The 12,287-nt window shown below is 70.5% G+C and carries 14 protein-coding genes; 5 read left to right on the top strand and 9 right to left on the bottom strand.

The genetic code is table 11. From position 1 onward, the window contains the following. Window positions 1-55 precede the first annotated feature (55 nt). The 3 genes from nrdI to ACWEMY_RS11005 form a co-directional block, all read right to left on the bottom strand. Window positions 56-526, bottom strand: coding sequence for a class Ib ribonucleoside-diphosphate reductase assembly flavoprotein NrdI (nrdI, locus tag ACWEMY_RS11015; protein WP_452389848.1), 471 nt, complete (start codon window positions 524-526; stop codon window positions 56-58). Between the two features lie 22 nt (window positions 527-548). After that, on the bottom strand, window positions 549-782 hold the full coding sequence (gene nrdH / locus ACWEMY_RS11010; RefSeq protein ID WP_375929451.1) for a glutaredoxin-like protein NrdH: 234 nt from the start codon (window positions 780-782) through the stop codon (window positions 549-551). A gap of 391 nt (window positions 783-1,173) precedes the next feature. After that, window positions 1,174-1,743, bottom strand: a complete 570-nt coding sequence (locus ACWEMY_RS11005; RefSeq protein ID WP_452389847.1) for an NAD(P)H-dependent oxidoreductase — start codon at window positions 1,741-1,743, stop codon at window positions 1,174-1,176. A gap of 93 nt (window positions 1,744-1,836) precedes the next feature. Between ACWEMY_RS11005 and ACWEMY_RS11000 the strand changes: the two genes are divergently transcribed. Continuing rightward, window positions 1,837-2,496 carry a TetR/AcrR family transcriptional regulator gene (locus tag ACWEMY_RS11000; RefSeq protein ID WP_452389846.1) on the top strand — a complete coding sequence of 220 codons (660 nt, stop codon included), beginning with the start codon at window positions 1,837-1,839 and terminating at the stop codon, window positions 2,494-2,496. Window positions 2,497-2,502: 6 nt separating this feature from the next. After that, window positions 2,503-3,327, top strand: a complete 825-nt coding sequence (gene nadE / locus ACWEMY_RS10995; protein ID WP_452389845.1) for an ammonia-dependent NAD(+) synthetase — start codon at window positions 2,503-2,505, stop codon at window positions 3,325-3,327. Window positions 3,328-3,333: 6 nt separating this feature from the next. Here nadE and ACWEMY_RS10990 read toward each other — a convergent pair whose 3' ends face one another. Genes ACWEMY_RS10990 through moaA form a run of 3 tightly spaced genes read right to left on the bottom strand, consistent with a single transcriptional unit; the run spans window position 3,334 to window position 4,989 of the window. After that, window positions 3,334-3,693 (bottom strand): iron chaperone, encoded by a 360-nt coding sequence (locus tag ACWEMY_RS10990; protein ID WP_452389844.1) that lies wholly within the window; start codon window positions 3,691-3,693, stop codon window positions 3,334-3,336. Window positions 3,694-3,695: 2 nt separating this feature from the next. Further along, the gene (locus ACWEMY_RS10985; protein WP_375929456.1) at window positions 3,696-3,938 is read right to left on the bottom strand and encodes a MoaD/ThiS family protein; all 243 of its coding nucleotides are present in this window, start codon (window positions 3,936-3,938) and stop codon (window positions 3,696-3,698) included. Beyond that, window positions 3,931-4,989: a GTP 3',8-cyclase MoaA gene (gene moaA / locus ACWEMY_RS10980; protein ID WP_452389843.1), complete on the bottom strand. Its 1,059-nt coding sequence runs from the start codon at window positions 4,987-4,989 to the stop codon at window positions 3,931-3,933. The genes ACWEMY_RS10985 and moaA overlap by 8 nt, the downstream gene beginning before the upstream one ends. Window positions 4,990-5,131: 142 nt before the next feature. On the opposite strand from moaA, the gene ACWEMY_RS10975 reads away from it, so the two are divergent. The 3 genes from ACWEMY_RS10975 to ACWEMY_RS10965 are packed head-to-tail and all read left to right on the top strand — an operon-like array spanning window position 5,132 to window position 7,807. Then, window positions 5,132-6,334: a molybdopterin molybdotransferase MoeA gene (locus tag ACWEMY_RS10975; RefSeq protein WP_452389842.1), complete on the top strand. Its 1,203-nt coding sequence runs from the start codon at window positions 5,132-5,134 to the stop codon at window positions 6,332-6,334. After that, window positions 6,331-7,383: a bifunctional molybdenum cofactor biosynthesis protein MoaC/MoaB gene (gene moaCB / locus ACWEMY_RS10970; protein ID WP_452389841.1), complete on the top strand. Its 1,053-nt coding sequence runs from the start codon at window positions 6,331-6,333 to the stop codon at window positions 7,381-7,383. Before ACWEMY_RS10975 ends, moaCB begins: the two co-directional genes overlap by 4 nt. Next, the gene (locus ACWEMY_RS10965; RefSeq protein ID WP_452389840.1) at window positions 7,376-7,807 is read left to right on the top strand and encodes a molybdenum cofactor biosynthesis protein MoaE; all 432 of its coding nucleotides are present in this window, start codon (window positions 7,376-7,378) and stop codon (window positions 7,805-7,807) included. The genes moaCB and ACWEMY_RS10965 overlap by 8 nt, the downstream gene beginning before the upstream one ends. Here ACWEMY_RS10965 and ACWEMY_RS10960 read toward each other — a convergent pair. From ACWEMY_RS10960 to ACWEMY_RS10950, 3 genes are all read right to left on the bottom strand, one after another. Beyond that, the gene (locus ACWEMY_RS10960) at window positions 7,804-8,847 is read right to left on the bottom strand and encodes a CobW family GTP-binding protein (RefSeq protein ID WP_452389839.1); all 1,044 of its coding nucleotides are present in this window, start codon (window positions 8,845-8,847) and stop codon (window positions 7,804-7,806) included. The two genes, ACWEMY_RS10965 and ACWEMY_RS10960, sit on opposite strands and share 4 nt — an antisense overlap. Before the next feature lie 123 nt (window positions 8,848-8,970). Further along, complete coding sequence (locus ACWEMY_RS10955) at window positions 8,971-11,406, bottom strand: N-acetylmuramoyl-L-alanine amidase (protein WP_452389838.1); 2,436 nt, start codon at window positions 11,404-11,406, stop codon at window positions 8,971-8,973. Between the two features lie 180 nt (window positions 11,407-11,586). Then, window positions 11,587-12,123 carry a sigma-70 family RNA polymerase sigma factor gene (locus tag ACWEMY_RS10950; protein WP_452389837.1) on the bottom strand — a complete coding sequence of 179 codons (537 nt, stop codon included), beginning with the start codon at window positions 12,121-12,123 and terminating at the stop codon, window positions 11,587-11,589. Window positions 12,124-12,287 lie beyond the last annotated feature (164 nt).

The raw sequence follows: 12,287 nt of genomic DNA, 5'->3' as shown, positions 1-12,287 counted from the left end.
TTGAGGGCGTGGTAGTCCAGGACCTCGCCCGCGTCGGCACGCACCGCGGCCTGCTCTAGACGGGCTGACTTGCCTGCCGGTGCTGTGGTTGCTGTTGCCAAAACAATCCCAATCCCTCTCGGACGCGCGCGACGTCCTCAGCGGTTCCCATGAGTTCGAAGCGATACAGGTACGGCACCCCGCATTTGCGCGAGATGATGTCGCCCGCAGCGCAATAGGTATCGCCGAAGTTCGTGTTTCCGGCCGCGATCACCCCGCGCAGCAGCGCGCGGTTGTGCGGGTCGTTGAGGAACTTGGCGACCTGCCGCGGTACGAGGTCCTTGTCGGGACGTTGTCCCCCCATGACGTGCCGACCACCCCCGTAGGTGGGGGTGATCAGCACGTAGGGTTCGTCGACGCGCAGCGATTCAGCGGTGTGCAGTGGTAGCCGAGTGGCCGGGAGACCCAGCTTCTCGACGAAACGACGAGTGTTCTCCGAAGCGCTGGAGAAGTAGACCAGCCCGCCCGGAGTGCTCCGCTCGGGCATGGCGCCTCCTTCCGGCGAAGTCCTAGGCGGCCGCGACGGCGAGCGACTTGATGCGGTCGGGACGGAAGCCCGACCAGTGGTCCTCGCCGGCGACGACGACCGGCGCCTGCAGGTACCCGAGCGCCATGACGTAGTCGCGCGCCTCGGCGTTCTCGGAGATGTCGATGATGTCGTACTCCACCCCGACCTTGTCGAGCGCCTTGTAGGTGGCGTTGCACTGGACGCACGCGGGCTTGGTGTACACGGTGACGGTCATCTGGGTTCTCCCTCTCCTATGCCTGATCCACAGCCTGAGATCCGTATGCAAAGCACGAACGGTGATGCTGCGCAAACTCCTGGATCTGGCGAAGAAAGCCCTGCTCGTAACCCCTTCCCTTGGGCCCGATCAGTGGTGGCTTCGTACCGTCTTCCAGTACCGAAGACACTACACCTAGTGGCCGACAGATTGGAACAACACAAGGTGTTGCGAGTCGCACAGATGTAATTCCCACGCGGTAAGTCCCAGGACGCGCGATCGACACGCTGGTGAAACAGTGGCCCAGATCACGATTTCGCATCTCGGCGAGTCTTCAGCAAACCCCGGGGACGGCGAAGGGGCGTCGCCTCCGCGAACGGATGCGACGCCCCTGTCAGAGCCGTGGGACAGCTTACGCGGTGACGGCCACCGCGTCCGCCGCGGCCACCAGTTCGTGCACGACCGCGCCGAGCTGGGTCAGCGCCTCGGCGTCCTCGGCCGGGTGGGTCGCGCCGAAGCGCTCACCGATGCCGCCGAACTGCGCGACAGCCGCCTCGACGACCACACCACCGGCCACGCCGACGGACTTGACGGTGTCGCCGTGCGCCCAGGCGGCGGCGTTCGGGGAGATCGACGCGCTCACCACGGCGACCGGCTTGCCCTTGATCGCGCCTGCGCCGTACGGGCGCGAGGCCCAGTCGATGGCGTTCTTCAGCACGGCGGGCAGGGTGCCGTTGTATTCGGGGGTCACCAGCAGGATCGCGCCCGCCTCGGCCACGGCCGCGCGCAGCGCCTCGGCCTGCGCGGGCACCTGACCGGGCACGTCGATGTCCTCGTTGTAGAAGGGCAGCTCGGCCAGGCCCTCGTAGATCGAGACCTCGGCACCCTCGGGCGCGGTCTGCGCGGCGGCTTCGGCCAGGCGGCGGTTGATCGAGCCCGCGCGCAGGCTTCCGACGAGAGTGAGGATGCGGGTCTCGCTCATGGCAACTCCTGGTGTACTCAGTAGGTGGGGATGTTTCTAAGATTCATCCGACAATAACCGGACCGAGGTCCGATTACTTCCCGCGGAGGACGTGTGAGCGGCGTGAGCTACGGCACACCGAAGTCGGACGAGCCGCCCTTGCTGCCGATCGGGCAGCTCCTGCCCGGCAGCGCCGAGCCCATCGAGCGCGCCGACGCCGCCCGCAATCGCGCCCTGCTGCTCGACGCCGCCCAGCAGCTGGTGCGCGAGCACGGTGTCGACGGGCTGACGATGGACGCGCTGGCCAAGCGCGCGGGCGTGGGCAAGGGGACCGTGTTCCGCCGCTTCGGCAACCGCACCGGCCTGATGCTCGCCCTGCTCGACCACTCCGAGCAGAAGTTCCAGGCGTCGTTCATGTTCGGCCCCGCCCCGCTCGGGCCCGCCGCCGAGCCGGTCGACCGGCTCATCGCCTTCGGACGCACCCGGTTGCTCGACATCGAGGTCGAAGGCGATCTGCACCGGGCCGCCGAGCAGGGCGACGCCCGTTTCGGCGGCGGCCCCTACGGACTGCACAAGGCGCACGTCCAGTTGCTGCTCCAGGCGGCCGGGGTGCGCGGGTCACTCCCCCTGATCGCCGACTCCCTGCTGGCCACCCTCACCGCGGCGCTGGTCACCCACCAGATCGACGCGCTCGGCTTCACCCGCGACCAGATCGGCGACAACTGGGAATGGCTCGTTCGCCGGGTTGTTTCGCCTGCCGCACAAGTAGAGTGAGACGGCATGGCGACACTGCGTGAACAGATCATCACCGAACTGGGTGTGCTGCCCGAGATCGAGCCCAAGCAGGAGGTCCGCCGCCGCGTCGACTTCCTCAAGGACTATCTGCGCAGCACCCCGGCCAAGGGCTTCGTCCTCGGTATCAGCGGCGGCCAGGACAGCTCGCTGGCCGGTCGGCTGTGCCAGCTCGCCGCCGAGGAACTGCGCGCCGAGGACACCGAGGCCACCTTCCTGGCCGTGCGCCTGCCCTACGGCGTGCAGGCCGACGAGCACGACGCGCAGATCGCCCTGAACTTCGTCGACCCCGATCGCTGCGTGGTGGTGAACATCCGCCCCGGCGCCGACGCGGTGGCCGCCGAGGTGGCCGGTGCGCTCGACCACGAACGGCTGCGCGACTTCGTGCGCGGCAACATCAAGGCCCGCGAGCGGATGGTCGCCCAGTACGCGCTGGCCGGGCAGGAGAACCTGCTGGTCGTCGGCACCGATCACGCCGCCGAGGCGGTCACCGGTTTCTTCACCAAGTTCGGCGACGGTGGCGTCGACCTGACCCCGCTCACCGGGCTCACCAAACGCCAGGGCGCGGCGCTGCTGCAGGAACTCGGCGCGCCGTCGAGCGTGTGGTCGAAGGTGCCCACCGCCGATCTCGAGGACGACCGCCCGGCGCTGCCCGACGAGGAGGCGCTCGGCCTGCGCTACAGCGAGATCGACGACTACCTCGAGGGCAAGGACGTGGCGCCCGAGGTGGCCGCGCGGCTGGAGTCGATCTTCACCAACACCCGGCACAAGCGCACGGTGCCGGTCACCCCGCTCGACACCTGGTGGCGCTGAGCACCCTCAGCAGCTGACTCCCTCGCCGGACGCGGTGGCGCGCAGCAGGTCCCGGACCAGGTCGTAGTCCGGGTCCTTGCGGAAGCGCAGGCAGCCCTTGCCCATGTCGTGTCCGGCGAGGCGGTCGGCGAGGGCGTCGCGCACGTCGGTGCGCAGCAGGTAGAAGGAGATGTACTGCTTCTGGGCGGCGAAGGCGATCTCGCCGACACCGTCGCGTTCATAGGCGGGCATGCCGTAGGCCATCACCTCGGTGAAACCGGGCAGCTCGGCCAGGCACAGCTCACGCAGCCGGGTCAGGGCCGCGCGGCGTTCGGGCGGGAGCTCGGCGAGGTAGGTCGCGACGTCGGTGGCGCGGCTCTGGACCATGCTCAGCCGCCCGCGAACGGCGGCAGCACGTCGACGCGCTCGACCAGCATGGCCGCCGGGTCGCGGGTGAGTTCGTCGCCGATGAGGAAGGCGCACACGCGGACCAGCGTGTCGACCTCGGTGCCGTAGGTGGCCGCCAGGGTGGCGCGTAGATCGGCGACGGTGGCGCCCACGGGCAGGTCGAGTGATTCGGTGTTCTTGCCGACCGCGTCGGCGATCGCGGCGAAGTAGCGGACCTCAACCACCGATGGCTCCCATCGTGCGTTCCGGGGGGACGAAGCCGGCGGCGTCGATACCGTGTCCGGCCCACTTCTGCCACATCGCGCCGCGCCACAGCTCGGCGACCTCGTCGTCGTTCGCGCCAGCCCGCAGCACGGTGCGCACGTCGAACTCCTGGTCGCTGAACAGGCACGAGCGCAGCATGCCGTCGGCGGTGAGGCGGGTGCGGTCGCAGTTGTCGCAGAACTTGCGGGTGACGGTGGCGATGATGCCCACCGTCGCCGGACCGCCGTCGACCAGCCATTTCTCCGCCGGAGCCGAGGGGTCGGCGCGGGCGGTGGGGGTGAGGGTGAAGCGGGCGCCGAGCACATCGAGCAGGTCGGCCGCGGTGACCATGTGGTCGCGGGCCCATTCGTGGTCGGCGTCGAGCGGCATCTCCTCGATGAACCGCAGTTCGCAGCCCTCGGCGATGCACCAGGCCAGCAGGTCGGGCGCGCCCGCCAGGTTCTGCCGCATCAGCACGGCGTTCACCTTCACCGGGGCCAGCCCGGTGTCGCGGGCGGCGCGGATGCCGTTGAGTACCGATTCGAGGCGGTCGCGGCGGGTCAGGCGGGTGAAGTCGAGGCGGTCGACGGTGTCGAGGGAGACATTGACCCGCGACAGGCCCGCCGCGGCGAGCGCGCGTACCCGGTGTTCGAGGCCGACGCCGTTGGTGGTCATGGCCAGCGGCGTGTCGGGCACGGCCGCGTGACAGCCCGCGACGATGTCCTCCAGTTCACGGCGCATCAGCGGCTCCCCGCCGGTGAAGCGCACCTCGCGGACTCCGAGCTCGCGCACCGCCAGCGACACCAGGCGCACGATCTCGTCGGTGGTGAGCAGTTCCTGGCGCGGGATCGGCGGCAGGCCCTCCTCGGGCATGCAGTAGGTGCAGCGCAGCGAGCACTTCTCGGTGATGGACACGCGCAGATCGCGGGCGACACGGCCGAAGCGGTCGACGAGGAAAGGCGTGTCGGGCCTGCCGTCGAGGGACGGCAGCTCCGTTCGCACAGCGGGAATCCCCATCTCGACCAACGTCATCTCTCTAGTATGACCCGTAAGGCCCAGCACGATCGGTGCGGCGGGCCGATTGGTCGCGAACTCGTCAGCTCACCGCAAGCTACCCCGCGCGGTGAGCCACGCGCGCAGAACGCGCCGGTCCGGCGGCGATTAGGCTGGGACCATGACTCCCCGGCCCGCCACCGCGTCGGCCCGCAGCGTCGACGAGTACCGCGAGACCGTCGCCGCGCTGCTGGCCCCGCTCGCCGACCGCCAGGACGAACAGGTCCCGGTGCCCGGCGCGCTCGGTCGCGTCCTCGCCGCCGACGTGCTCTCGCCGATCGATCTGCCGGTGTTCCGCAACTCGGCCATGGACGGGTACGCGGTGCGTGCGGCCGACGTGACCGTCACGCCGGTGGAACTGCCGGTCGCCGGGGTGATCGCCGCGGGCGGAGCCGGTGCGGAGCTGCCCGTCGGATCGGCGCTGAAGGTCATGACGGGCGCGCCCATGCCGCCCGGCGCCGACTGCGTGATCCCGGTGGAGGACGTGCAGGCCGGGCCGCAGCGGATCGTCGTGGAACGGGGACGCGGGCGCGGTGAGTTCGTCCGTGAGGCGGGCACCGATGTGCGGGTGGGCGCGCTGGTGGCGCGGGCGGGCACCGTGCTGGCGCCCCGGCACATCGCCGCGCTGGCCGCCGTCGGCCTGCCCACCGTGCCGGTGCGAACCAGGCTGCGCGCGGTGTGCCTGACCACCGGCGACGAGTTACGCCCGGCGGGCAGCGAGCTCGCGCCGGGACAGATCTTCAACTCGAACGGGATCGCGCTGGCCGCCGCGCTGCGGGCCGACGAGGTCGACGTGGTCGATATCGCGCACAGCACCGACGACCCGGCCCGGTTCACCGCCGCGCTGCACGCCGCCACCGCGGCCGCCGACGTGGTGTTCACCTCCGGCGGGGTGTCCAAGGGCGATTTCGAGGTGGTCAAGGACGTGCTCGAGCCGCTGGGCGGCACCTTCGGCTCGGTCGCCGTGCAACCGGGCGGACCACAGGGCTACACCGTGGTCGACGGCGTCCCTGTACTCAGCTTCCCCGGCAATCCGGTGAGCACGATGGTGTCCTACGCGGTGTTCGCGCGTCCGGCCATCCGGGCCCTGGGCGGACTGCCCCCGGCGCCGACCGGCGAGACCGCCCTGCTCACTCCGCTGCGCTCCCCCGCCGGGCGCCGCCAGTTCCTGCGCGGCCTGCGCACCGACGACGGGGTCGAGGTGATCGGCGGGCCCGGCTCGCACCTGATCGCGGGGATGGCCTGGGCCGATGTGCTCGTCGACGTCCCGTCCGAGGTCACCTCGCTGGGCGTGGGCGCCCCTGTGCGAATCTTGTCGCTATGAGCGAGTTGTCCCACGTCGACGGCGAAGGCCGCGCACGCATGGTGGATGTGAGCGGGAAGGCCGACACCACCCGGATCGCCGTTGCCGCAGGGGAATTGCAGACCACGGCCGAGGTGATCGCACTGGTGCGGGCCGACGGGATGCCCAAGGCCGATGTGCTCTCCACCGCGCGCCTGGCCGGAATCGCCGGTGCCAAGAAGACTTCCGAGCTGATCCCGCTGTGTCATCAGCTGGCGCTGTCGTCGGTGAAGGTGGAGTTCGGGTTCACCGAGACGTCTATCACGGTCGAGGCGACGGCCAAGACGACCGGGCCGACCGGGGTGGAGATGGAGGCGCTGACCGCTGTCGCGGTGGCGGGGCTGACGCTGCACGACATGGTGAAGGCGGTGGACCCGGCGGCGGTGATGAACGGGGTGCGGCTGGTCACCAAAGAGGGTGGCAAGCACGGGCATTGGGTGCGGCCGGAGAGTCGTCCCGGCGCGGTCGCGACGCCCGAGGTCACCCACGCCACCGTGCCGACGGATGCCACGGTCTCGATGGCGGTTGAACCGAATGACGTTGACGCCGTGGCAGGTTCACCGAAGGCGGTCGTCGTGGTGGCCTCCACCCGCACCGCCGCCGGGACCCGCGAGGACACCACCGGCCCCGTCCTCACCGAATGGCTTACCGCGCAGGGTTTCTCGGTGCGCGGACCGCTCGTCTACGCCGATGCCGAGATCGCGACCGGGCTGGCCGACGCGCTGTCCGGCGGGCCCGCGCTGGTCGTCACCACCGGGGGCACCGGCGCCTCGCCCACCGACGCGACACCGGAAGCCACTCGCGCGGTGCTCGATCGGGAACTGCCCGGTGTCGCCGATGCCATCCGGCAGCGCGGCACGGCGAAATTCCCACTGGCGGCACTGAGTCGTGGCGTGGCGGGCCTGGCAGGACGTACCGTCGTAGTGAACCTGCCGGGTTCCCCCGGTGGCGTGAAAGACGGCATCGCCGTGCTGGAACCGTTGTTGGATCATCTGCTGGCGCAGGTGGCCGGAGGAGGCGACCATGACTGAGCACGGCCTCGTCCGGCTGACCGCGATCCGCGAGGACGATCTGGACCCCATCGAGGTCGAACAGGCCGTCGACGGACCGGAATTCGGCGCGGTGGTGGTGTTCACCGGCAAGGTGCGCAATCACGACGGCGGTCAGGCGGTCAGCGCGCTGGAGTACTCCGCGCACCCGCAGGCGGAACGCTTCCTGCGGCAGCTGTGTGCCGAAGTGGCTGCGGCCCACGATCTTCCGGTCGCCGCGACCCATCGCATCGGCTCACTGACCATCGGCGATCTGGCCGTAGTGGTCGCGGTCGCGGCGCCGCATCGGGCCGAGGCGTTCACCGTCTGCCACGAGCTGGTGGACCGGATCAAACACGAAGTGCCCATCTGGAAGCGGCAGTTGTTCGCCGACGGGCTCTCCGAATGGGTCAACGCCTGCGGTTAGTCCACACTCGGGGTGTAGCGCCACACGCCGAGCATGGCCTGTTCGTCGGTGTGCGCCGGTCCGTCGACGGCGGTGTCGCGCAAGCGTTTCAGCGCCTGCTCGGTGTCGATTCCGGTGCCGATCAGCACCAGGGTTGATGTCCGTTGTTCGCCGCGCGCCCAGGTGCCCGGGGTGAAGACGATGTGTCGGCCGACCAGGTGCACCTCGAATTTGCGGCGCTCGCCGGGAACCGCGAAGGACACGAATCCCTTGGCGCGGAACAGTCCTGACGGCGGGTCCTCCAGGAAGGTGACCAGGGCGCGGGGGTCCAGCGGGTGTGCACTGGTGAACGTCACTGTGACGTAGTCGTCGTGGAGATGGCGGTGGTCTGGTTCGTCGTGATCGTGGTCGTGCTCGTCGAGCAGGGAGTCGAAACTCAACTGCTGGGCGACTGTCGGGGCTTCCGGGGTGCGCTCGTCGAAGAGCAGGCCGGGGTCGACCCGGCCGTGCGTCGTCGCGTGGACCGGCACCTGGCCGACCCATTCGCTCAGCCGCCCACGCAACTCGGCGAGGGCCTCCGGCGATACCCGGTCGGCCTTGTTCACCAGCACCAGGTCGGCCAGGCGCAGGTGCGAGACCAGCTCCGGGTGCTGCGCGCTGGTCTGCCCGAACTGCTCGGCGTCGACCACCTCGACCAGCCCGCCGTACCCGATGCGCGGATTCGGGTTGGCGATCACCATCCGGATCAGATTGCGCGGCTCGGCCAGACCGCTGGCCTCCACCACGATCACATCCACCGCGCTGCGAGGCTGGGCCAACCGGCCGAACAGATCGTCGAGCTCGGAGACGTCCACCGCGCAACACACGCACCCGTTGCCCATCGACACCATCGCGTCGACCTGCCCCGCCACCAGCATCGCGTCGATGTTCACCGACCCGAAGTCGTTGACCACCACCCCGATGCGGGTGCCGCGATTGTTGCGCAGCAGATGGTTGAGCAGAGTCGTCTTCCCCGACCCCAGAAAGCCCGCGACTATGACGACAGGAATCACGCCGACCATGGTGCCACTACGCGGCGCCCGCTCCCTCGGCCCCCGAGGGGACAGCCGCGCCACGCGAACGGCACAGCGGCCGTCGTGGTGACGACCGCTGTGCCGGGTCTGCGCCTTGCGCGGATGCCGTGATTACTTCGTCGGGCCGAACACCACGCCCGCGAGGGTGTAGGCGAGGTTGATCAACTGGCTGGTGGCGGCGCTGTTGTCCATGCCGAGGGCCTGAGCCATGGGCATCAGCAGGTTCATGATCGTCATCACCGGACCACCCAGCGAGCTGCTCAGTGAGCTGACATCGGGCAGTGATTCCTCCGGTGTCGCCTGGGACTTCGGCGTGGTACCACGCTCGCGCGGGGTGGGCGCCGGAGCCGAAGGCGCTCCCGGCGGCGCGGTGCGGACGGGCACCGGATCCCCGATCGGGGCACGCGCCGGGATCGGGCCGACCGGAGTCGCGGGCGAAGTCTGCTTCGGCGGAACCGGAGCGTGCGGCGGCGCGGCAGGCTCGGAATTCGCCGGAGCGGGGTCGGCCGTGGTCGCCGGAGCCGGCGGGGCGGACGGGACGGAGGTCGTCGTCCGCGCGGCACCGGTACTCGGTGCGGACCTCGGCGCTGCCGGAACAGAACCCGAATCCGCCGGAACCGCACCCGCCCCCGGAACAGAATCGAGACCAGCCGGAGGAGCAGTCGGCACCACGTCCGCACCGGGTACCGGGACCAAGCCCAAACCCTGAGCCGGAGCCGGAGCAGCGCCGGGAGTGGTGACGGCGTCAGGCACGGCAGACCGGCCGGCGCCGGGCGTGGGAACCGGGACCGCACCCAGGCCCTGGGCCGGAACACCGCGCGGGCCCGGAGCCGCGTCCGGTGTCGCCGACGGAACCGATGTCGTCATTGGATTCGGCGCCGAATCAGGAGTATTCGAAGGAACGGCTTCCCGAGTGCCGTCCGGGGCTGCGGGCGGCGCCGCGTTGTCGCCGGGGATGGTGAGGCCGCCGGTGGAGCCGGTCGGGGGCTTCGGGGCGACGGGGGACGGGCCGTTGGTGGCCGGGTCCGGTTTCTTCTCGCCGGGGATGGACAGGTGGCCGCTGGAACCGGTAGGCGGCTTCGGGGGGTCGGCGACCGGGTGACGGACGGCGGCGAACAGGCTGACCGGTGCGGCAGCGGGATCCGCGGGGACGGGTTCCTCTGCCGGAGCCGGGGCGTCCGCGGGAGCGGGGGCCGGGTCCGCTGCCGGGGCCGAGTCGACGGACGGGGTACCGGACGGAGCGCCCTGATCAGACGGAGACGCGCCCTGGTCGGCCGTGAGCGGGGCCGCGGGGTGTTCCGGTGCGGGGGCACCGGCTGGGTCCGGCGATGCCGGGTCCGTCCCGTGCGCGGGGGCACCGGCCGAGTCCGGCGATGCCGGGTCCGTCCCCTGCGCGGGGGCACCGGCCGAGTCCGGCGATGCCGGGTCCGTCCCCTGCACGGGAGCACCGGCCGGGTCCGACGGTGCCGGGTCGGCGCCCTGTGCGGGGGCACCGTGGGGCTGGTCGGGGGCCGCGGAGCCGTTGGACTCCGCGGCGGGCGGCGCAGCCGGGCCAGTGCTGTCGGTGGACGCACCCGCGGGTCCGGTGCCCTCAGGGGAAGCGGTCGTGGGCTCGGTCGGAGCGGCACCCGAGTCGGCGGATTCTGTCGGAGCGGCACCGTCGGTGGACTCCGTGCCGTTCGAGCTGGAGTCGGGGGCGGTTGTTTCCTCCGAGCCCGCGGTCCGGTCCGGTTCGACGACCGGAGTCGTCCCGGCGACGGGTGCGTTCATCAGGAAGCCCACCACGCCGGTGGCGATCGCTACCGCGTGCTTCAGCTGTCCGTCGCGCGATTCCAGCAGCGCCGCGTCCTCGGCGTTGGCGCCGTTGCCCATCTCGACGAAGACCAGCGGGATATGGGTCAGCGCGGGGCCCGCGATATCGGCCCTGGTCTGCAGTCCCTCCTGGACACCGGCATAGGTGGCCGAGGCGAAACCGGCGGCGCGGTAGGCGTCGCGTATCGCGGCCGAGGCCGCCCGGCCCGCGCCGGACTGCGCGTGCTCGGCGGCGGTGTCGGGGATCGGCAGTTCCGGCACGATGAGGTGGAAGCCGCTCAGGTCGGCGGGTGCGCTGTCGGCGTGGATGCTCACCGCGATCTGGGCGCCTGACGCGTTGGCCGCGCGGGCCCGATCGTCGACACATCCGCCCCAGCCGGAGTCGTCGTCGCGGCTGAGCACCACCTCGGCGCCCAGCGCCTGGAGCGACGCCTTGACCAGCTGCGCGACCTCCCAGTTGATGGTGTGCTCGGGGATGCCGTGCAGCGAGGTCATGCCGGTGGTCTGGCAGTCCTTGGTGCCGCCGCGGCCGTTGTCGACCTGGCGGCTGAGGTTCTCGGAGTGATTCGGTCCTTGATGACCGGGGTCGAGGAAGATCGTCTTCCCGACCAGTCTGTCGGCGGGCTGCCCGGGTGGCGCCGCGTGGGCGGTCACGGGCATCAGCCCGGACAGCGACACCACGACCGCGGCGGAGACAGCGGAGCAGAGACCGGCATTGATGATGTTTGGTTGCATATGTTCGGTCGGCACCCCGGGACCGGAGCACCCCTCCCTTCCCATTGGTAACACCAAACCCACTGGTTCACTCTTGCAACGAGCGTTACCACAGATCAAGCACCGTTACCGAAACGCAACCGCCGGAAAAACAGGAAAAAGCGCTGGTCAGGCGCCCAGATAAGCGGGAATCGGACCTACTCAGGCAACGTCTGGCAACTGCCGCAGCGAGCGCAGCGCGTAGTGCACCCGCGTCTTCACGGTGCCCACCGGAATGCCGAAATCCGCTGCCACTTCCCGGTATCCACGATCGCGCAGGATCACCTCGACCACCGCCGCCCGCTGCGGTTCCGGCAGCAGCGCGAGCAGGTGCTCGACGAGCAGACCGTCGATCACCCCCTCGGCGAAATCCGGTCCGCCACAGACAGGCAACTCGGTGATGTCGTCCCAGCCCACGTCGCCGGGGCGGGCCGCCCGCGCCCGCGCGATATCGATGAGGACATGCCGCTCGATCGTCGAAAGCCACGCCCGCACAGTGCCTTTGCGCTCGTCGAACACCCCGCACGCCCGCCACCCGCGCAGCAGGGTCTCCTGCACCGCGTGTTCGGCCAGGCCCCGATCGCCGAGGCTGCGCATCGCCCGCCAGTGCAGCAGGCCGTGGTCGGCGGCCAGCATCGCCGCCAGCCCGTCTCTGGTGCACAGTCGCGCGCAGTGCGCGCCGCAGGGTGTGTCGGTCATATCGATATATCGCACCGGCGGCCCCCGATGACAACGTCGCGTCTTAAGCCGGTCTTCAGAAGACTGCTGGGCCCCCGCGCGACACTTTTCCTGCGAGCCCGGCCGGGCCTGCTCCAGGAGGGGGGAGCAGGGCTGCCGGGCTCGCCCTTTTCGGCGGCTTCCCC

This window comes from Nocardia sp. NPDC004415 (assembly GCF_053602435.1).
Note: the sequence above shows the minus strand (reverse complement) of the source record. Positions and strands in the feature narration are given on the sequence as shown.

Bases quoted from the DNA above. Each gene is read 5' to 3' on its own strand.
- nrdI (WP_452389848.1), bottom strand. From the start codon at position 526: ATGCCCGAGCGGAGCACTCCGGGCGGGCTGGTCTACTTCTCCAGCGCT.
- nrdH (WP_375929451.1), bottom strand. From the start codon at position 782: ATGACCGTCACCGTGTACACCAAGCCCGCGTGCGTCCAGTGCAACGCC.
- ACWEMY_RS11005 (WP_452389847.1), bottom strand. From the start codon at position 1,743: ATGAGCGAGACCCGCATCCTCACTCTCGTCGGAAGCCTGCGCGCGGGC.
- nadE (WP_452389845.1), top strand. From the start codon at position 2,503: ATGGCGACACTGCGTGAACAGATCATCACCGAACTGGGTGTGCTGCCC.
- ACWEMY_RS10990 (WP_452389844.1), bottom strand. From the start codon at position 3,693: ATGGTCCAGAGCCGCGCCACCGACGTCGCGACCTACCTCGCCGAGCTC.
- moaA (WP_452389843.1), bottom strand. From the start codon at position 4,989: ATGACGTTGGTCGAGATGGGGATTCCCGCTGTGCGAACGGAGCTGCCG.
- ACWEMY_RS10975 (WP_452389842.1), top strand. From the start codon at position 5,132: ATGACTCCCCGGCCCGCCACCGCGTCGGCCCGCAGCGTCGACGAGTAC.
- moaCB (WP_452389841.1), top strand. From the start codon at position 6,331: ATGAGCGAGTTGTCCCACGTCGACGGCGAAGGCCGCGCACGCATGGTG.
- ACWEMY_RS10965 (WP_452389840.1), top strand. From the start codon at position 7,376: ATGACTGAGCACGGCCTCGTCCGGCTGACCGCGATCCGCGAGGACGAT.
- ACWEMY_RS10960 (WP_452389839.1), bottom strand. From the start codon at position 8,847: ATGGTCGGCGTGATTCCTGTCGTCATAGTCGCGGGCTTTCTGGGGTCG.
- ACWEMY_RS10955 (WP_452389838.1), bottom strand. From the start codon at position 11,406: ATGCAACCAAACATCATCAATGCCGGTCTCTGCTCCGCTGTCTCCGCC.
- ACWEMY_RS10950 (WP_452389837.1), bottom strand. From the start codon at position 12,123: ATGACCGACACACCCTGCGGCGCGCACTGCGCGCGACTGTGCACCAGA.